Origin of the sequence: Apibacter sp. ESL0432 (genome assembly GCF_019469225.1) — a bacterium.
Lineage (GTDB): Bacteria > Bacteroidota > Bacteroidia > Flavobacteriales > Weeksellaceae > Apibacter.
On sequence record NZ_CP048266.1, the window covers coordinates 552,691 to 573,899 of the forward strand.

The 21,209-nt window shown below is 31.5% G+C and carries 17 protein-coding genes; 14 read left to right on the forward strand and 3 right to left on the reverse strand.

The genetic code is table 11. From position 1 onward, the window contains the following. The first annotated feature begins 32 nt into the window (after window positions 1–32). The 10 genes from GYM73_RS02335 (at window position 33) to GYM73_RS02380 (ending at window position 10,990) form a co-directional block, all read left to right on the forward strand. Window positions 33–1,364, forward strand: a complete 1,332-nt coding sequence (locus GYM73_RS02335; protein ID WP_220234025.1) for a DNA recombination protein RmuC — start codon at window positions 33–35, stop codon at window positions 1,362–1,364. Between the two features lie 72 nt (window positions 1,365–1,436). Further along, entirely contained in the window at window positions 1,437–2,633 is a 1,197-nt protein-coding gene (locus GYM73_RS02340; RefSeq protein WP_220234026.1) for a glycoside hydrolase family 10 protein, read from the forward strand. Between the two features lie 97 nt (window positions 2,634–2,730). After that, window positions 2,731–3,720 (forward strand): zinc-binding dehydrogenase, encoded by a 990-nt coding sequence (locus GYM73_RS02345; RefSeq protein WP_220234027.1) that lies wholly within the window; start codon window positions 2,731–2,733, stop codon window positions 3,718–3,720. A 315-nt stretch (window positions 3,721–4,035) separates the two neighbouring features. Further along, entirely contained in the window at window positions 4,036–5,799 is a 1,764-nt protein-coding gene (argS, locus tag GYM73_RS02350) for an arginine--tRNA ligase (protein WP_220234028.1), read from the forward strand. A 1-nt stretch (window position 5,800) separates the two neighbouring features. Beyond that, entirely contained in the window at window positions 5,801–6,250 is a 450-nt protein-coding gene (locus tag GYM73_RS02355; RefSeq protein WP_220234029.1) for a Fur family transcriptional regulator, read from the forward strand. Between the two features lie 15 nt (window positions 6,251–6,265). Beyond that, the gene (gene dnaX / locus GYM73_RS02360; protein WP_105296898.1) at window positions 6,266–7,357 is read left to right on the forward strand and encodes a DNA polymerase III subunit gamma/tau; all 1,092 of its coding nucleotides are present in this window, start codon (window positions 6,266–6,268) and stop codon (window positions 7,355–7,357) included. A gap of 104 nt (window positions 7,358–7,461) precedes the next feature. Next, entirely contained in the window at window positions 7,462–7,980 is a 519-nt protein-coding gene (locus GYM73_RS02365; RefSeq protein ID WP_220234030.1) for a hypothetical protein, read from the forward strand. Between the two features lie 224 nt (window positions 7,981–8,204). Continuing rightward, a complete protein-coding gene (locus GYM73_RS02370) occupies window positions 8,205–8,942 on the forward strand; it encodes an FKBP-type peptidyl-prolyl cis-trans isomerase (RefSeq protein WP_160543005.1) in 738 nt (245 codons plus the stop codon). Window positions 8,943–8,970: 28 nt separating this feature from the next. Beyond that, window positions 8,971–9,741, forward strand: a complete 771-nt coding sequence (locus GYM73_RS02375) for an FKBP-type peptidyl-prolyl cis-trans isomerase (RefSeq protein WP_166005614.1) — start codon at window positions 8,971–8,973, stop codon at window positions 9,739–9,741. 118 nt (window positions 9,742–9,859) lie between these two features. After that, on the forward strand, window positions 9,860–10,990 hold the full coding sequence (locus GYM73_RS02380) for a DegT/DnrJ/EryC1/StrS aminotransferase family protein (protein WP_220234031.1): 1,131 nt from the start codon (window positions 9,860–9,862) through the stop codon (window positions 10,988–10,990). 73 nt (window positions 10,991–11,063) lie between these two features. On the opposite strand, the gene GYM73_RS02385 is transcribed toward GYM73_RS02380, so the two are convergent. Continuing rightward, window positions 11,064–12,434, reverse strand: coding sequence for a hydroxymethylglutaryl-CoA synthase family protein (locus GYM73_RS02385; RefSeq protein WP_220234032.1), 1,371 nt, complete (start codon window positions 12,432–12,434; stop codon window positions 11,064–11,066). Between the two features lie 373 nt (window positions 12,435–12,807). Between GYM73_RS02385 and GYM73_RS02390 the strand changes: the two genes are divergently transcribed. Further along, on the forward strand, window positions 12,808–14,004 hold the full coding sequence (locus GYM73_RS02390; RefSeq protein WP_220234033.1) for an aspartate aminotransferase family protein: 1,197 nt from the start codon (window positions 12,808–12,810) through the stop codon (window positions 14,002–14,004). Window positions 14,005–14,117: 113 nt separating this feature from the next. After that, window positions 14,118–14,834, forward strand: coding sequence for a purine-nucleoside phosphorylase (gene deoD, locus GYM73_RS02395; RefSeq protein ID WP_160543010.1), 717 nt, complete (start codon window positions 14,118–14,120; stop codon window positions 14,832–14,834). Between the two features lie 60 nt (window positions 14,835–14,894). On the opposite strand, the gene GYM73_RS02400 is transcribed toward deoD, so the two are convergent. Both GYM73_RS02400 and GYM73_RS02405 read right to left on the reverse strand, forming a co-directional pair. Continuing rightward, window positions 14,895–16,214: a M28 family metallopeptidase gene (locus tag GYM73_RS02400; protein WP_220234034.1), complete on the reverse strand. Its 1,320-nt coding sequence runs from the start codon at window positions 16,212–16,214 to the stop codon at window positions 14,895–14,897. Then, window positions 16,201–16,662 carry an energy transducer TonB gene (locus GYM73_RS02405; protein WP_220234035.1) on the reverse strand — a complete coding sequence of 154 codons (462 nt, stop codon included), beginning with the start codon at window positions 16,660–16,662 and terminating at the stop codon, window positions 16,201–16,203. Before GYM73_RS02405 ends, GYM73_RS02400 begins: the two co-directional genes overlap by 14 nt. A 459-nt stretch (window positions 16,663–17,121) precedes the next feature. Between GYM73_RS02405 and GYM73_RS02410 the strand changes: the two genes are divergently transcribed. Continuing rightward, window positions 17,122–18,795, forward strand: coding sequence for a M23 family metallopeptidase (locus tag GYM73_RS02410; protein ID WP_220234036.1), 1,674 nt, complete (start codon window positions 17,122–17,124; stop codon window positions 18,793–18,795). After that, window positions 18,782–21,208: a TonB-dependent receptor gene (locus GYM73_RS02415; protein WP_255571004.1), complete on the forward strand. Its 2,427-nt coding sequence runs from the start codon at window positions 18,782–18,784 to the stop codon at window positions 21,206–21,208. Before GYM73_RS02410 ends, GYM73_RS02415 begins: the two co-directional genes overlap by 14 nt. Window position 21,209 lies beyond the last annotated feature (1 nt).

A 21,209-nucleotide genomic window follows, 5' to 3' on the forward strand; every position in this document is an offset into this window, starting at 1 on the left:
TTTCAAACATCCTATTTTGTACTCTTATATTTATGATTGAAATATTTTTGGTTTTACTATTTAGTATCATTTTTTTATTAATAGGAATATATATCGGAAAAAAAATTAAAGATTCATCCATTAATTCCGAAAAAATTCTTTTAAATGAAAAGATAAAAGTTTTACATGCCGGTTTAAGTAAAAGTGAAGAACTAAAAGAAAAAGAGTTGTTTGAAAAGGAAAAAATAAAAAAGGAAAGAGAACAATTATTGCTTGAATTAGCTCGTAAAGATGCCGATTTTGAAAACCTAATGCATAAAAATAAAGAGCAAAAATTGGAGATTGAAGAAATTCAAGATAATTTTAGGAAAGAATTTGAGATAATAGCAAGTAAAATACTGGAACAAAAAACTGTAAAATTTACAGAACAAAACAGGTATAATATAAAAACACTTTTAGATCCCTTACAAGAGAAAATTTCCGTTTTTGAAAAGAGAGTGGAAGAAAGCCAAAAAGAAAATATAGGGATCTATGCATCTTTAAAAGAACAATTACATTATTTACAAAACCAAAATTTAAGAATCTCTAAGGAGGCTGAAAATCTCACTAAAGCTCTTAAAGGAGATACAAAAATTCAAGGAAATTGGGGAGAATTAGTTTTAGAAAGAGTTTTAGAAAAATCGGGATTAGAAAAAGGAAGAGAATATTTTATACAAGAACGCTTATGTTCTGAAGATGGAAAACGGTATATTCCCGATGTAATCATATATCTTCCTGATAATAAAAAGATGATTATAGATTCCAAAGTTTCTTTAATAGCCTATGAACGTTACATAAACAATGATAATGAAGAAGAAAAAAAACTTCATTTAAAAGATCATATAAATTCTATTAAAAAACATGTTAATCAACTTTCATCGAAAAATTACCAGGGGTTATATGCAGAAAATTCATTAGATTTTATATTACTTTTCATCCCCATTGAAACGGCATTTTCTTTAGCTTTAAATTATGAATCTTCTTTATATACTAAAGCCTTCGAAGAAAATATTGTTATAGTTACTCCGTCTACTCTTTTAGCAACCTTGAAAACTATTGATAGTATGTGGAATAATCAAAAGCAACAAAGGAATGCATATGAAATAGCTAAAACTGCCGGTAATTTATACGATAAATTTGAAGGATTTCTACAAGATTTGTTGCGTATAGGAAAAAAATTGGATGAGGCCAAAAATGAATATGGAAACGCTATGAACAAGCTGGTAGAAGGGCGAGGTAATCTTGTGTCTCAAATACATAATTTAAAAAAAATGGGTGCAAAAGCTAAGAAAACCTTGCCTGAAGATCTTATATCAAGAGCTGAAATTTTTGAAAGTGAATCTTAATTTTCAAAAACACTCTAAAAAAAATTTATAAATAAATTGAATGAATTCTCTAAGTAATAAATAATAAAATAAATGAAAAGCAAAAAATTATTTTTGATTGTAGCACATTTTTTATCATTAACATTAATTTTTGCCGGTACCAATGAGCCTGTAGAAGAAGAGAATGACGAAAAAAATACGAAAGAATTCAGGGCCGTATGGGTGGCTACATTTTTAAATATAGATTGGCCTTCAAAACTCGGTTTACCCGCTGAACAACAAAAAGAAGAATTTATAACCTTATTGGAAAATGTCAAAAAATGGAAAATGAATGCCATTATAGTTCAGGTAAAACCCGCATCCGATGCATTATATCCATCTAAATTAAGTCCCTGGTCGGGATATTTGTCAGGAACACAGGGAGTTGATCCAGGATACGATCCCCTTGAATTTATGGTTAAAGAAGCACATAAAAGAGATATAGAAATACACGCTTGGTTTAATCCTTTTAGACTTTCTGCAGCCAATGCCAATTGGAGCTCATTGGCTACTGATAATATTGCATTCAAGCATCCCAATTGGGTGGTTAGATATGCCAATCAATTATATCTAAATCCGGGTCTTCCGGAAGTACGTGATTATGTAATACAGTCCATTATGGAAGTAGTTAATAACTATGAAGTAGATGGTATTCATTTGGATGACTATTTTTATCCCTATAAAGTAGGTAAACTCGATTATCCTGATTTTACGGCTTACACTAAATATGGGGTAACTTTTGCCAGTAAAGCAGATTGGAGAAGAGACAACATTAATACTTTTGTACAAAAATTATATAAGAGCATTAAATCCAAAAATAAAGATATAGAATTTGGCATTAGCCCATTTGGTGTTTGGAGAAATCAAAATAATGATCCTTTAGGATCGAAAACCAAAGCATTACAAAATTATGACGATTTGTACGCTGATGTTTTACTTTGGATGAGAAAAGGGTGGTTAAACTATGTAGCTCCTCAGTTATATTGGCATCGAGGACATAATCTTGCCGATTATGCCACTTTAGTGGAATGGTGGAGCAGCATGGCTAAAGAAACAGACACCAAACTGTATATAGGAATGGCGGCCTATAGAGTCAATCAATGGAAAAATCCGAATGAACTTGTTGAGCAAGTATATTATAATCGTGAGTTTCCAGAAGTTAAAGGAAGTATATTTTTCAGTTATAAATCACTAGTAAATGATCCTAAAGGGGTTCTTACCAATCTAATATCCGGACCTTTTGCAGAATAAATTCTTTAAAGTATTAAAGTGTAGGTTTCGATAAAATCTTAATTTGAGTTGAGCAGTTTACATATCATTTATAAATCTATATAATTTGACGATAATTATGAACGAAATATATTCAAAAGCTTGGTGTTGGCAGCATAGAGGAGAACCGGAAGATTTAATTTGTAAAGAATATAAAATCAGAGAAGTTGAAGATGATGAAGTACTCATTAAAAATACTGTCATAGGACTTAATCCGGTTGATTGGAAACTGATATCATCCGGCAATCCTTCATGGGTAAAAGATCAGATTCCCGGAGTAGATGGTGCCGGTATTGTTATTAAAACAGGAAAGAAAATGAAGCGTATACAAATCGGAGCAAGACTATGTTATCATTCTGATCTTACCCAAGCAGGCAGTTTTTCCACTCATACAATTCTTAAAGGGAACCGCATTATGCATATTCCTGAAAAACTTAGTGATTATGCAGCTGCAGCATTTCCTTGTCCCTCTTTAACCGCCTGGCAGGCTATGCAGAAAATTCCGGATATACGTAATAAAAATGTACTAATAAGTGGAGCAGGAGGATCGGTAGGATATTTTCTTACCCAATTAATTCTGAATGCAGGAGCTAAGGTTTATATAACTGCCGATCTCCAACATCATAACGAATTTTATAAGATGGGAGTTAGTAAAGCAGTCGACTATAAAAATGATGATTGGAAAAATGAAATAAAAGAGGCTCTACCCGGAAGTAACTTTGATGTTATTTTTGACACGGTTAGTGGAAATCATGCTTCTCAACTTTTAGATCTAGCAGCCTATTATGGACATATAGTTGCCATACAAGGGAGATTAGATACTAATCCTTTACCTCCATTTACAACTTGTGTTTCCTTACATGAAATCGCTTTGGGAGCATTTCACCGATTTGCATCGGAAAAACAAACGGTTCAATTAATGACTGATGGGGAGAAACTTTTACAACAAATCAGTACAGGTAAATTAAAGTTGAGAGATCAAAAAATCAGCAGTTTTGACCGTTTACCTACTCATTTGGCCGAAATGAAACATACTAATTCCTGTTATAAATATCTTATTGAAGTATAGATAATTTTTTATAATAAAATGGTGTAATAAAGGAAGCAAACCTATTGATAAGAATATATGACAAACTATTGGTGATTATTAATAAATTATATCCTCAAGAAATATTTATTTTATATAATTTCATGTTTTTATAAATTATAAGCATGTAAATTTAAATAAGTCTACTATGAATTATTGCTATAATTTGTCTATAAACTATAAATAATACATCGTAAAAAGAATACGTCATCATATTTGTGTTAATTGAAGTAGGATAAAAAGTTACACATTTAAGGGAAATGCCTAAATTTGTACATTCACTAGTAATTAAAAACAATGAACCTAAAGTCTTATATAAAAGAACAAAGTATACAAGCAATTGAAAATTTATTTCAACAGAAAGTTGAAGATGTTGAAATACAAATAACTAAAGATGAATTTGAAGGAGATTATACTTTAGTGGTTTTTCCCTTTGTTAAGCTAGTGAAACAGAAGCCGGAGGAAATAGCCAATAAAATAGGATCATATCTTACAGCTAAGGAAGAATTTATTGCTTTTAATGTAGTTAAAGGCTTTCTTAACCTCTCTTTAAATCCGACCGTCTTTACTAAACTATTAAAAGAAAAATATTCAGTTAAAGATTTTAAGCTTACGAAAAAGCATACTGAAAAAATAATGGTTGAGTATTCCTCTCCGAATACCAATAAACCAATTCATTTAGGACATATAAGAAATAATTTATTAGGATTTTCAATTAGTAACATCTTAAAAGCAGCAGGAAATGAGGTGTTGAGAGGACAAATAATTAATGATCGAGGTATTCATATTTGCAAGTCCATGTTGGCATGGAAAAAATATGGAAATGGAGAAACTCCACTAACAACAGGAATTAAAGGAGATCATTTGGTAGGAAAATATTATGTTATTTTCGATCAAAAATACAAAGATGAAATACAATCTTTAATTTCATCGGGAATGGATGCAGATGAAGCTAAGAAAAAAGCACCCATTCTTTTAGAAGCTCAAGAAATGTTGAAAAAGTGGGAAGACGGCGATGCGGAAATAAAAGCTTTGTGGAAAGAGATGAACAGTTGGGTGTATTCAGGTTTCGAGAAAACATATCAAAGACTAGGAGTGTCTTTTGATTTAGTCCAATATGAAAGTGACACCTATTTGCTGGGAAAAGATGTTATTGAAGAAGGACTTAAAAAAGGAATTTTATTTAAAAAAGAAGATGGATCTGTTTGGGCAGACTTAACAGAAGAGGGATTAGATCAAAAATTATTGTTGAGAGGAGACGGAACCTCTGTCTATATCACACAAGACTTAGGAACAGCCGTTGAAAGATTTACCCGTTATCATCTTAATGAATTAATCTATACAGTAGGAAATGAACAAGATTATCATTTTCAGGTATTGTTTCTAATTTTAAAAAAATTAGGGTATCAATGGGCAGATAAATTATATCATCTTTCCTACGGAATGGTAGATTTACCAAGTGGAAAGATGAAATCAAGAGAAGGTACGGTGGTTGATGCAGATGAATTAATGGAAGAAATGCATCAAGAAGCAGTTAAAAAAACTTCCGAATTAGGAAAATTAGAAGGCTACACCGAAAATGAAAAAGAACAAGTGAATGAACTTATAGGCTTAGGCGCATTAAAGTATTTTATTTTGAAAGTTGATCCTAAGAAACGAATTTTATTCGACCCTAATGAAAGTATCGAATTCAATGGAAATACCGGTCCGTTTATCCAATATACATATGCCCGGACTTGTTCCGTGCTTAGAAAAGCCGCAAAGCAAACCTTAGAAATTAAAGATAAAGAATTAAATAAGGCAGAACAAAAATTAATCATACTTTTATCCTCTTATGAGGAACTAATTGAAAAATCTGCTGCAGATTTAAATCCCGCATTAATAGCCAATTATATATACGAAGTCTCTAAAGAATATAACTCTTTCTATCAAAGTAATCGTATCTTGGATGCCGAAAATGAATCAGAGCAACAACTGCGTTTGGCAATAACTCAATGGACCGGAAATGTGATTAGACACGGGTTAAGTCTATTGGGTATAGGGGCACCGGAAAGAATGTAATATGTCGTATGATTTAGAAAATATATTAAAACAAAAAGATATAAATCCCACAGCCATGCGTTTATTGGTTTTAGATTATTTTCTAAAACAAAATACCGCTTTATCCTTATCGGATTTGGAGTCTGGTTTTGATTATTCTGACCGAACTACTCTATTCAGGACTTTAAAGACTTTTGAAAAAAAAGGATTATTGCATACTATAAATGATGGACATATAACTGTTTATGCCTTATGTATGGATAATTGTTCTGAGGAGCAACATGCTGACAGCCATATGCATTTTTGTTGCAAAAATTGTAAAAAAATATACTGTATGCGGACTGTAAGAACGCCGAATATAAACATTCCAGAAGGATTTATCGCTGAAAAATTAGATATTGTTATTCATGGATTATGTAACGATTGTGCAGAGAAACCTATCAAAAAATTAACAGAAAAAGCAGAAAATTAGTAACTTTACAAACTCATGGAAAACTTTGTAGTTTCAGCCCGAAAATATAGACCTTTAGAATTTGATGCTGTTGTAGGGCAAAGTCACATAACCAATACTTTGGAACATGCCATTGATAATAATCAATTAGCTCAGGCATTGCTTTTCTGTGGACCTAGAGGAGTAGGTAAAACTACATGTGCCCGTATTTTAGCTAGAAAAATTAATGAAAAATACGGAGAGACTGATGAGAATGATTTTGCATTCAATATATTTGAATTAGATGCAGCTTCCAATAATTCTGTAGACGATATACGGAATCTGATTGAACAAGTGCGTTACGCTCCTCAGGTAGGAAAATATAAAGTATATATCATTGATGAGGTGCACATGCTGTCTAATGCTGCTTTTAATGCTTTTTTGAAAACATTGGAAGAGCCACCTGCACATGCTATTTTTATTTTGGCAACAACAGAAAAGCAAAAGATTATTCCTACCATTCTTTCAAGATGTCAGATTTACGACTTCAAGAGAATTGAAGTAAACGATATAAACAATCATTTAAAAAAAATAGCTCAAGAAGAAGGCATTCAATATGAAGAAGATGCTTTGTATATTATCGCCCAAAAAGCAGACGGGGGATTACGCGATGCTCTTTCTATGTTTGACCGACTCGTTACTTTTACTCAAAAAAATTTAACAGTTGCATCCGTTACAGAAAACCTAAGCATTCTTGATTATGAATATTATTTTAAAATAACGGATTTAGCTTTAAAAAATGATATTCCCGGATTACTTTTAGCTTTTAATGATATTATAAAAAAAGGATTTGATCCACAATTATTTATTTCAGGATTAGGAAGTCATTTTAGAGATTTAATGGTAGCACAGAATCCTCAAACAATTTCCCTGTTGGAAGTAGGAGACAATACCAAGCAAAAATATTTGCAACAAGCTCAAAATTGCTCATCCAGATTTTTGATAGACGCTATTGAAATTTGTCATCAGGCTGATATAAACTTTAGGAATAGTAAAAGTCCTAAACTATCCATTGAAATAGCCTTAATGCAATTGGCATCTTTAACAGCTGGTGAATCTCCCACAACTAAAAAAAAAAGTTTAGGATAATACCACCACCTAATCATCTTCCTGCAAAGCAGGAAAATAAATTAACACCCCAAACCATAAAATCCGAGGAAGGAAAACAGATAGAAAAAGTTGGTAATTCTCAGGTGAAAGTTGAAAATAATTTAACTTCAAAACCAATTGTAAAAAGTGGAATACCTCTGGGAAATCAAACTAAGAAAGGATCATTTCTTTCAATTAAGGGATCACTTCACACGGCTTCTCAAAAAGAAGAAAAGGTAGCTAATTTAGATTTTTCCGAAAGAGATAAAGACGATTTTACTGAAGATCAAGTTAAGAGTTTTTGGAATACCTATTTGGAAACTTTAAAAAACCAACCGGTTTTATATAGTGTTTTAAACACGACCCAATGCAGTGTTAAGCCGAATCATACTATTTTTTTTGAATTTCCTTCCAATTCAGCTTATGATGAATTTGAACACTTACGTGAAGATATTTTTCAAAAACTGAAAAAAGAGGTAAATAATTATTCCATTAATTTTAAATATCAAATTAAGGAAACTCAAAGAACGATCCTTCTAACAGATAAAGATAAATACGAAAAAATGGTAAAGGAAAATCCATTATTAGAGAAGTTAAGAAATGATTTTCGATTAGATTTTTAAAATTACTAAAAAAATATAATGACCAATATTTATTTATAAGATTTTTACCGATTAAAAAAGAATAAATTCTTTTTTATAGAATATTAACTAAAATTTATATTCGTGTTTCAATAAATTATCGGATATTTGCAGGGTACTTATACTATTGAAAAAATAATTTAAATTTTATTTTTTTAGTATAAAAATTAGAAGGTCAAGAATAAAAAATAATAAATTTTAAACGAATGAAAAAAAATAAAATCGTTACATTATTAGGTATAATTTGCTCATTATCACTTTCTGCACAAGATAAAATTGAATTAAAAACAGATAAACAAAAATTGTCGTATTCTTTAGCATATAACATTGTTCAAAGTTTAAAGCAACAAGATATGTTAGAAGATATAGATATTAATATATTTAATCAGACATTTAGGGATGAATTAGCCGGTAAACCATCGATTTACCCTATGGATTCTGTTAATTCATTTATGCAGAAATATTTTTCAAAAAAAAGACTGGAATTTGAAAAGAAAAGAAAAGAACAAGGAGAGCTAAATAAAACTCAAGGATTAGCTTTTTTAGAAAAAAATAAAAAGAAAAAAGGAGTAATTACAACTGCATCTGGTTTACAATATGAGGTTTTAGAAAAAAGCAAATCTAATGAAAAGCCAAACGAAGATGATATGGTAAAAGTTAAGTATACCGGTAAACTTCTCGATGGAAAAATATTTGATTCGACAGATAAAAATAATGCAGGTAACCCAATTGAATTTCAATTAAACAGAGTAATTAAAGGTTGGACTGAAGGGGTAGCCTTAATGACCAAAGGGTCAAAATATAGATTTTTCATTCCTTCTGAACTTGCTTATGGAGAAAATGGAGCGGGAATGGATATAGGACCTAATTCTGTATTGATTTTTGATATTGAATTAGTGGATTTTAAAAATCCGGAAGATAATACAGAAAACTCAGCCAATTAAAAAAAATTATATTTAACTATTTAACACAATGATAAAGAAAACAATTTTACTGGCATTAGCAGGTATCAGCCTTGTTGCATGTAATAAGGAAGGACAAAGAGTTACAAAATTAAATACCGATGATGAAAAAGCAGCCTATGCAATTGGCTTAGATCTTGCTCGTAATTTTAAAATTCAAGGGTTTGATAAAGATTTAAATGTAAATATTATTAAACAAGCTATGGAAGACAAATTTGAGGGTAAACAATTATTATTCTCAGAAGATTCCATACAATCTTTTATGACTGTTTATGTTCCTAAACATTTAGAAAAAATAGCAAAAAGAAATGCAGAAGAAAGTAAAAAATTCCTAGAAGAAAATAAAAAGAAAGAAGGCGTTAAAACAACAGCTTCAGGACTACAATATAAAGTTGAAAAAGAAGGAAACGGAGCAAAGCCAACCGATGAAGATATGGTATCCGTAAATTATGTATTGAAAACAACCGATGGTTCCGTGATTGAAGATTCTAAAAAACAAACCGAAGGTAAACCGGCTGATATTCCTTTAGCAAGAGTGGTACCCGGATGGAAAGAAGGGGTTAAATTGATGTCTAAAGGAGCCAAATACATATTATATGTACCTTCAGACTTAGCCTATGGGGAAAATGGCCCTGCAGGTCCTAATCAAGCTCTAATATTTGAAGTGGAATTGGTAGATTTTAAACCAATGCCTAAAGATGTAAAAAAACAAACACCTATGGAGATTACACCTCAACAATTAGATGAAGTACAAGAACAATACCAACAAAAACAAAAATAAATTACTCTTATAAAATAGTAGATGAGGCAGAAAAACTCTTATTTTTAATAAGAGTTTTTCTTTTTATTGAAGCGGCATTACAAATTCATTTAGTAAATTTGTGTTCAAAATTTTACATATGAAGAAAATTCAAATGGTGGATTTAATCAACCAATACCAGCATATAAAACCTACTATAGATAAAGGATTTGAAGAAGTATTAAACACCGCTTCTTTTATCAATGGACCGCAAGTCAATTCATTTGCTCAAAATTTAGAAAAATATTTAGATGTAAAACATGTTATCCCATGCGGTAATGGTACAGAAGCATTACAAATAGCTCTAATGGCTCTGAATCTACAACCGGGTGATGAAGTCATAACCGCTGATTTTACTTTTGCAGCAACCGTGGAAGTAATTAGCTTGTTAAAGCTAAATTCTGTTTTAGTAGATGTAGATTATGATACTTTTACTATAAGTCCGGATGCCATAAGAAAAGCCATTACACCTAAAACAAAAGCTATTATTCCTGTGCATTTATTCGGGCAATGTGCAAATATGGAAGAAATCATACAGATTGCAAATGAACACAATTTATATGTTATTGAAGATAATGCCCAAGCTATAGGTTCAGAATATACTTTTAGAAACGGAACTCGTAAAAAATCAGGAACAATGGGGATTATAGGAACCACTTCCTTTTTTCCATCTAAAAATTTAGGTTGTTACGGCGACGGTGGTGCCCTTTTTACAGATAATGATGAATTAGCACATAAAATACGCGGAATTGTTAATCATGGAATGTACAAAAGATATTACCATGATGAAATTGGGGTAAATTCACGATTGGATAGTTTACAGGCTGTAGTCTTGAATGCAAAATTACCTTTATTGGATTCCTATAATGAAAAGAGAAGAAAGGCTGCTGACTATTACGATCAAGCTTTTTCCAATCATCCTAATTTAGTTATTCCTGTAAGAATGGAAAATTATTCCACCCATGTATTTCATCAATACACGTTAAAAGTGATTAATTCAGATAGAGATGCTTTACAAAAATATCTTTCAGAAAGAGAAGTTCCTGCAATGATATACTATCCTGTACCTTTAAGAAAACAAAAAGCTTACGATAACGGAAATTATAAAGATGAAGATTTTCCGGCAACCAACAAGCTAATCAATGAAGTAATTTCTTTACCTATGCATACGGAATTGCAAGATGATCAGCTAAAATATATTACAGAAACGGTCTTAAGTTTTTTTAAATAAATACGGTAAAGATCCTAACAATAGAAAAAGCCTGAGAATATTCTCAGGCTTTTATATTATATTAAATAATTTTTTATTGTTTAAACTTATAATATCTGGCACCCAGTAATACAGGATTTTCATGTTCAATACTTTCCAACATATATTCATTTTTAGGAGCAAGTACAGATGTTTTTAATTCTTTTTTATATAAAGCATGATAAGTATCCATATCAATAGCCTGAGTTTGTTCAAGTGTTTCAAACAAGTGAAGCTTTTCAGATTGAGTTTTCCATTCCTTTTCAATCACACCTTCAAACGCCTTCGATTTTGAACCGCTACCATAAGCTAAAAAGCCAAATTTTTCTCCGATAATTTCGGAATTGTTTTTTACATGATAATACAAGGTAGATAATAATCCCATAAAAATTGATCCGGTATACATATTTCCAATATTGGAAGATGCAACTTCGGCAGGTGCAAACTTTTCTTGTACAAAAGATTTATATTCCGGAGTTTTACTTATTTCCTTGAGTTTATCGGTGTATTCCTTTTCTTGAGTAGGTAAAGATTCTTTTAAATCGGAATCTAAGGCATATATTTCAGAAAACATTCTTCTCCCTTGAAAAGAATAAGGAGAATGCACAATTATATTTTTCCACTGTTGATAAAGAGTGGTTTCAATGCTTAATAATTTTTTAAGATGAAAATAGGCACCCTTCAGTCTATTTTGATAACAAGTATTCGAATATTGACCATCAAAAATAGGTTGTTCCTTAAAAAGATTGATTTCGTCTTCTTCTATTCCGAACCAAACCGGATTATTATCTTTTTCAGTGACTTCTTTTTTTGATAAGCTTCTTTTAGGCTTAAAAAAGTCAAAAACCCCTTTTGTGCTAATTCCAATTTTATTTTTGATAGAAATGATTCTCGGATTTGCAGACAATAATAAAGCTACAGCACCTGCTCCTTGTGTATATTCTCCGGTAGAATTCAGGTCATATTTTGCATAATCCGTACCTATGACTATCGCTTTTTTATCAGGATTCACTCGAATATAATCTAATGAATTATGTAGGGCATCTACCCCTCCAATACAGGCAAAAGTAAGGTCTACCACATCGCAATGCTCAAAAGAACCTTCTCCATAAAGATCTTCCATTAGGGATACCAGAAAAGATCCGATAGGTTTGGAAGAATCAATACCGCTTTCAGTACCTATATAAATTCGGCTAATTTCTTCCGGGCGCAATCCTTCTTGCTCCAATAACTTTTTTAGAGCGTTAGCGGCAAAAACTATTACGTCTTGATGAACATCAGGAAGCGACATTTTAAGTAAACCTAAACCCTTTTCAAGCTTTGCAGGTTCAATGTCCCTAGCAATTGCTAATTCTTTTATAGGTAAATATATTTTCGGGATATCAAAAGAAAACGCGTCAATACCCACTTTTACATCATAATTCATAATATCAATAAATTCTTCACAAAAGTAGTAAAAACAAATGTATTTTAGGTTGGTATAAAGTTTTATCAAAAGGAAAAGTAATGAGTGTTTATACTGTTTAAGTTGAAAAATTTAAATTTATAAATCTTAAATATTTTCATAAAGTACCTATACAGAATAATTTATTTAAAGCTATAATTAAATAGCTTAAAAATATTGTATAAGAAAAGATATACAAAAAAAATAAAGTTGAATCGTCTTGGTGATATTTATCATATAATAATAACCAAAAATCAGAATAATAAAAAGAATTTTTTAAGTAATAATTATTAAAAATTTACCATTTACAAGCTGCAATATATTCCGTATTTTTGCGTGTAAAAATCATTGAGAAATGGGTAAATTACAAGAGGATTTTTTTAAATATCAAGCAAAAACAACTTTTTATGCCTCAGGTTTTGAAGTAGACAAAGCAGTAGGAAATTATATATACGGAAAAGATGGCAAGGCATATCTGGACTTTGTAGCGGGAGTTTCGGCAAATACTTTAGGTCATTCCCACCCGAAAGTTATTCAAGCGATTAAAGATCAGGCGGATAAATACTTACACGTAATGGTATATGGAGAATATGCCATGGAAAAGCCGGTGCAGATATGTAAAATGTTATCGGAAAATTTACCGGATCCGCTCCACACAACCTATTTGGTCAATTCCGGAACGGAAGCCATAGAAGCATCCATGAAGTTAGCTAAACGATATACAGGAAGGCAAGAAATCATTTCGTTTATTGATGCTTATCACGGAAACTCGCAAGGTTCCTTGAGTTTAGCAGGTAGGGATACTAATAAAAAGCCTTTTGAGCCTTTATTGCCTCAAATTAATTTTATACGCTTTAATAAAGAAGAAGATTTAGCTAAAATAACCGAAAAAACAGCGGGAGTAGTAGTTGAAACTATTCAAGGGGCGGCAGGATTTATAACCCCTGAAAATAATTATTTGAAAAAATTAAAAAACAGATGTGAAGATGTCGGAGCATTATTAATATTAGACGAGATACAGCCCGGCTTTGGCAGAACAGGTAAGTTATTTGCTTTTCAGTGGTACGACCTGGTTCCCGACATCTTGGCAATGGGAAAAGGTATGGCCGGAGGAATTCCGATAGGAGCCTTTATGGCTTCTGCTGAAATGATGGATACTTTAGCAGATCATCCTAAACTAGGCCATGTAACCACTTTCGGCGGTAATCCTATTCCGGCTGCAGCAGCTTGTGCGGTTATGGAAGAATTATTGACAACCGATTTGATGGATCAAGTTCACAGCAAAGAAAAATTATACAGAGAAAAATTAAAACATAAGGAAATTCTCTCCATTAACGGAAGAGGTCTAATGTTGGCTGTGCAACTGGGATCACCTGAATTTAGTTTAAAAGTAGCTGAAAGATGTATGCATAAAGGATTAATCGTTTTTTGGCAATTATACAGAAATGAATTCTTACGAATTTCGCCTCCATTAACCATTACTCCGGAAGAGATTATTAAAGGATGTGATATTATTTTAGAATCCATCGATGAAGTAGCTAAAGAATTTTAAATTGTACTAAGTTTAAAACGAATAATAATTCAAGTTTTAATTAAACAAATAACTAATCAAGTAAAGATAGTATTCTTATCTTTACTTCACGAAAAAAACTAAAATTAAATAATATGGCAACTGCACACATTCAGGCAGAATTCGGAGAAATTGCAAAAACAGTATTGATGCCCGGAGATCCCTTAAGGGCTAAATATATAGTGGATAAATATTTAGAAAATCCAATACAATTTAATTCTGTCAGGAACATGCTTGGATATACCGGTCTTTATAAAGGAAAAAAAATATCTATTATGGGATCCGGTATGGGAATGCCAAGTATAGGTATCTATTCTTATGAGCTATTCTCTCAGTACGGAGTTGACACTATTATACGAATTGGTTCAGCAGGTTCGTATGTTGAAGACATTAAAATATATGACGTAGTATTAGGAAATAGCGCTTATAGTGAATCCTCTTATGCAAAAGTTCAGTCAGGATACGACAAAGATAAAACCTATCCGTCAGAAGAATTAAATGTATTTATTGCAAAAAAAGCAATTGAATTGAACATCTCAATTCATGAAGCTTGTATACATTCCAGTGATGTTTTTTATGTAGAAGGAGGAACTGATTATAAAAAATTAATTCAAGATCATGGTTGCGGTTGCGTAGAAATGGAGAGTTTTGCTCTATTCCATAATGCCCAAGTTTTAGGTAAGAATGCAGCTTGTTTATTGACCATCTCTGATTCATTCATTACAAAAGAAAATATATCAGCACAGGAGAGACAATCCTCCTTTGATACCATGATGGTTCTAGCTTTGGAATCAGCTATCGGTTTTCAATAAAAATTCATGATAAATAAAGTTAAAGGCAAGTAATTTTTACTTGCCTTTTTTATGAATAGATTATAATACATTTATAAATTTAGTTAGTAGGGCCACCAACTTATCGAAGGCATACAGAGAAACTTCTGAATCGTATATATCATGATATCCGCTTTTTCCCCCTAAAGTATAAATATAAAAAGAAGGAACTCCTTTTTCATAAAAAGGGCAATGATCGCTATTACAGGCACTTCCTCTAATTTTAACCTGTTTTAAATAATTATACATGTAACTTATATTGTCAAGCTTAGTAAATTGCTTAAAATACTCTTTACCGTTTACAATTTGAATTCCATCTTCTCCCGTACCTACCATATCAAAATTTATTAAAAATTTAATTTTCTTTAGATCGAACAAAGGATAATCTACAAAATATTGAGAACCTTTTAATCCTGCCTCTTCTCCGGCAAAAGCGATAAATACTATATCAAAATTGGGTTTATTTTTTTCAAAAACTTTAGCCATTGAAAGTAGCAGAGCAACACCACTGGCATTATCATTTGCACCGGGAAATATAACGTCATTAATTTTACCCAGATGATCATAATGAGCAGTTAATACAATAAGGCTGTCTGAACGTTTGCCTTTTATATAACCTACTACATTATTAGCTTCAAAATTAGGTTCAAAATGGGTTTTTATATCTAAAGTAATGGATGAGATAGTATCAGGTACGGATTGATTATTAATAAATAAATTAACGGTTTTAGTCTGTTTGGGACTTAAAGAATGTATAAATTTTGATGAAGTTTGCTGTATTACCAGTGGAACTGAAATATCCCAAACTTCATTGCAAATAAGTTGCGGAATCTCACGATATAATTGATTAGCCGATTCCTCCTGTAAAATCAGGTTATCCGGGAAAGTTTTATTCGGAAAAACCACTGAACGGGTATTTATTTTTTCCAATTCTTTATCAATATAAGAACGGTCATTCCACTCAAATAAGCTGTCAATTACCCCCGTATTAAATACAACAGGAGAAAATGTTCCCTTTAAAGATGGCGAACCGGCACCAACCAAATAATCTGAACCTAATTTCAATTCTTTGCCATTTACAGAAACAAAACTTTTTTCTATGATATTAATTGGATAAGAAAAGGATTGGAAATATGAATTATGAATTTTAGATAAACCAATTTTTTCAAATTGTGCAGCAATTTCTTCCGATGTTTTTTTCATTCCGTCTTCAACATAGCCTCGACCGGAAAATTCGGAAGAAGTTAGTTTTTTTATCACTTGTTCCGCATATACTTTAGGCGTTTGCGCTATGGATAAATTAAAGAAAAAAATAATTAAAACAATACAACTTTTTGAAATCAGCTTGTTAGTTATGGGCATCTTGAATATAAGGTTTTGATTGATTGGATGGTATTTCAAAATTAACTCGTAAAGTATAATAAGACCGAACATGCTTTTTATTTAATATGGCCGAATTCCATCTGGCTTGTGTTTTCTTTAAAACACGAATAATTTCATCGGCACATCCGTATCCTATATCTTTTAAAATTTCAAAATTAGTAATTGTGCCGTTTTTTTCAATAACAAATTTCACAATCACTTTTCCTTGAATATGGTTGTTAATGGCTTTAACAGGATATTCAAGATTGGAAGATAAAATTTTGAGTAATTGCTTTCGTCCTCCTTCATATTCTCCTTTTATTTGGACCTGATACGGTTCATAAATGTTACTTTTAGGTAACGATGGTTTTTCTTGAGCAGAAACAGTATTATAAAATAAAATAATGACAATAAATGATAGAAACGTGTGTATGTTTTTTTTTAACATAAAAAGTGGTTTTGTTAAAATTTAAACGTATTAAATATTTATACGAGGTAAATTGGCAATAATTTTTCAAATATACGGGATAATTTTTTTTAGGTTTAAATAATTTCAAAATTTAAATTCAATCGGGGGAGAGATTTTTTGTTAACTTCTGGATCATAGGTTCATTTGGATGGATAAGCCTGACTTTTTTTATCCTTAATTTATAATGAATGTAAATAATATTTTACTATAGAATTCATTATTCTTTGAATGTAATTCAATATCTGACCAATGACTTTGTCACTTAAGGACAGAATAAACTAGTTAGCAATCTAATCTTTAAATTCATTACCAATTAAAACACCATAAATAAAATTTAACTTAATTAAGTGTTAAAAGAATCTAAATAAAAATGAAATTCTTATTTTTGAGAAAGATTACTATATCATAATACATAAAGATGATTATTTAAAATTTCCCATGAAAAAAATAGCAGTAACAGCAGCCCTACTATTCACGCTCTTATCCCATTCACAAAATTATCCTAAAAATTTTGCATCCCCTTTAACTATACCTATTTATTTATCTGCTAATTATGGAGAACTACGAAAAAACCATTTTCATTCCGGTTTGGATATGAAAACCCAACAGAGAACAGGATTATCTGTGTTGGCTTCTCAAGATGGTTATATTTCTAGAATTAATATTTCACCCTATGGATACGGTAAAGCAATTTATATAGATCATCCCAATGGATACACAACGGTATATGGTCATTTAAGCGAATTGAAAGGAGCCATTGAAGAAAGAGCACGTAAAGAACAATATAAAAATAAAAGTTTTACTGTTGATTTTTATTTGAAACCGGGAGAACTTCCAATAAAAAAAGGAGAAATTATCGCACTTTCAGGAAACACCGGTGGATCCGGGGGACCTCATTTACATTTTGAAGTTAGAGATACCAAAACAGAAGAAATATTAAATCCGTTTTTATTCGGATACGATGTTAAAGATCAAATAAAACCTTTATTAAGAGGCACATGGATTTATCCTGTAAAAGGACAGGTAAACGGCAGTAGTTCTAAAATTATAACATCTGAAGGTGGAAGTTATACCGTATCAGGAGAAATTGGTTTCGGTGTAAAAGCATACGATCAACAGAGCGGATCTCAAAATTTAAACGGAGTTTATTTTATTAAAACTTGGGTTAACGGTCAAATTCTATCCATATTTCAAGCGGATAAGCATTCTTTTAGTGAAACCCGTTCTATTAATGCTTCCGTGGATTATCCCGAATTATTGGCTAACAACAGTTGGATATATCGCACTTATTTATTACCGGGTAATTCTTTGCAGATGTATGAACAAAAGGTTAATCGAGGAATTTTAAAAGTAGAAGCAGGTAAAACGTATCAAGTTAAAATAGAAGTGGGAGACTATGCCGGTAATGTTACCGCACGAAGTTTCACCATGAATGGTATTGCTTATAAAAATACAAATGATGGGGAAAAAATAAAATCAGGAAATGAACATTTAAATGTAAATTTTAAAAATCCATATTCATTTAAACAGGATGGATTGTTTGTAAACTTTGAAAAAGGATCTTTTTATGAAGATTTCACTTTTAATTATAAAAAAATCGGAAGTAATCAATACCAAGTGCATCAATCATCAGTTCCTATTCACAAAAAATATGAAATCACTATAACACCCGATTGGAGCAATTTGGATAAATCTAAAGCAGATAAATATGTTATTATCAGAGAATCTAATTTCGGTCCATTAAAAAAAGAATATTTAGATACCTCTTATGAAAACGGAAAATATAAAGCAACTCCTAAAGATTTTGGAAAATTCTATCTGGCACTAGATGAATCAATACCTACTATTAGCTGTCCGATGCTCACAAAATCAAAAAAAATAGGAAATAAATTATCATTTAAAATTAAAGACACAGGATCGGGAATTAAAACCTTTGATGTTTTTATCGATGGAAAATGGGTACTTGCTGAATATGAATATAAGCAAAACAGCCTTTTTATTTCTAACTTAGAAAAAGAAGGAATTCGATCAGGTAAGCATCAAGTTGAGGTAATAGTTACCGATAAAGTAAATAATAAAAAGATATATACGAGCGACTTTGAAAAATTATAAAATTCTAACATTTCTAGTCTTATGGACGATCTCCTATAGTGTATGGGGGCAGACCATAACTATTTCGGGTAAAATACAAGATAATCACGGTAAGCCAATATCCGAAGCTAAGATTTATGCAAATCCGGAACCATTTTCCATATCTGATAGAAATGGAAATTATGGATTACAAGTACCTTCCCATACTACTATAACTTTAACCGTTGAACATAAGGGGTATTTATCAGATACAAAAACTTTTATAACGTCTGATCAAGATATCAAGATTGATTTTAATCTTATACCCGATAAAGAAAAAGAAATTCCTGAAGTTGTGTTTAAAGGAACTCGAAAAAAAACGGCTGATATAACTATGCAGCAGATTGATGTACACAATCTTGATAATACACCTACTCTTTCCGGAGGAGTAGAAGAAATTTTAAATACGGTTTTTGTAAGTACGGCCAGTGAGTTAAGTTCACTTTATAGAGTTAGAGGTGGAAATTACGATGAAAATTTAGTCTATATAAATGGAGTAGAAATATATAAGCCCTTAACCGTGCGAAGCGGACAACAAGAAGGAATGAGCATCATTAATCCGGATATGGTTTCTTCCATTAATTTTTCTGCCGGAGGATTTGAATCTCGATACGGAGATAAAATGTCGAGCGTGTTGGATATTCAATACAGGAAACCTCGAAAATTTGAATCTAGTCTGGAAGCAAGTTTATTAGGGGGCGGAGCAACTGTTGGGTATGCAGACAAAAAAAATAAATTTTCGGGAATTGTAGGTGCAAGATATAGAAATACGGATCTTATTTTAAATACTTTTGATGGAGATACGGATTTCAACCCGCAATATTTTGATGTACAAAGTTATCTTCAGTATACCTGGACTCCTCAATGGAAATTGTCATTTTTAGGTAATTATGCTTCCAATGATTATACAATGGAACCCAAAAATAGAGAAGTAGAATTTGGAACTTTACAACAGCCAATCAAGCTAAATGTTGCCTATAATGGGAATGAAAAAGATAAATATAGAACAGCTAACGGGACGGTCTCTTTAGAATTTAAACCTTCAAATAAACTAGCTTTTAATTTAGATGGATATGCTTTTCATTCTAAAGAACAGGAATATTTTGATATTTCAGCCGGATATAGGTTACAAGAAGCAGATCAGGATACAGGCGATTTCTTGCCTTCCTTCAATTCAGGAGGACAAATAAATCACGGGAGAAACAATTTGGATATGTTGGTATTAGGTACACAATTGAAGGCAAAATATAATTTACACGTAAATTCAGCATTTGAAGCGGGTTTACAATACCAACATGAAGATATAAGAAACCTTAAAAACGAATGGCAGCTCATTGATTCGGCAGGATATGCCATACCAAGACCTTTAGTACCGCCGGGAAATTTAGATGAATCCGATTTGATTTTAACAAATCATGTCTCAGCTAATAATAAGTTAAAATCCAATCGAGTTAATGGATACTTGCAATATTCAACTAAATTCATGTGGAATACCACTCGTGTATTAATTAATGGAGGAGTTCGAGCAACCCATTGGGATTTTAATGGAGAAACCAATGTGAGTCCTCGAGCACAAATTGCTTTAAAGCCGGATTGGAAGATAGATATGCTTTTTCGTCTTGCTACGGGTTTCTACTATCAACCCCCTTTTTATAAAGAAGCTTTACGGTTAGACGGTACGCTTAATGATAAAATTAAATCGCAACGTTCCATACATTTTATTTTAGGTAATGACTTTGAGTTTAAAATGCTCAACAAACATCCATTTAAATTAACAACAGAAATTTATTACAAGAAATTAAATGATTTAATACCCTATTTTGTAGATAATGTAAGGATAATTTATACCGGAGAAAATAATTCCAAAGGGTATGCCTATGGAATAGATGCCCGATTGAATGGTGAATTTGTAGAGGGTGCCGAATCGTGGTTATCGGTTTCTTACGGTAAAACCGAAGAGAATATTGACGGAAGAGGTTATATACCGCGTCCGACAGATCCGAGATTTAAAATTGGATTATTTTTTCAGGATTATATGAAGAAATATCCTCGATTTAAAGCCAATGTAAATTTAGTCTATGCATCCGGTCTTCCCAACGGAGCCCCTTTATATTCAGATCCGTATAACTATCAAACCACCTTATCGGATTATAAACGAGCCGATGTTGGCTTGACTTATGTTTTTGTGGATCAAAAAAAGAATAAAGCTCGTATCGGTACCGCTTGGGATAAGTTTAAGGAGTTATCGTTGGGGTTAGAAATATTTAATGTTTTTGATGTTAGAAATACGGTCAGTAATGATTGGATCAGAGATGTCAATTCAACTTCTTATTATGCAGTGCCTAATAAACTAACGGGAAGGTTTTTTAATGTAAAATTAAATGTAAAATTATAGC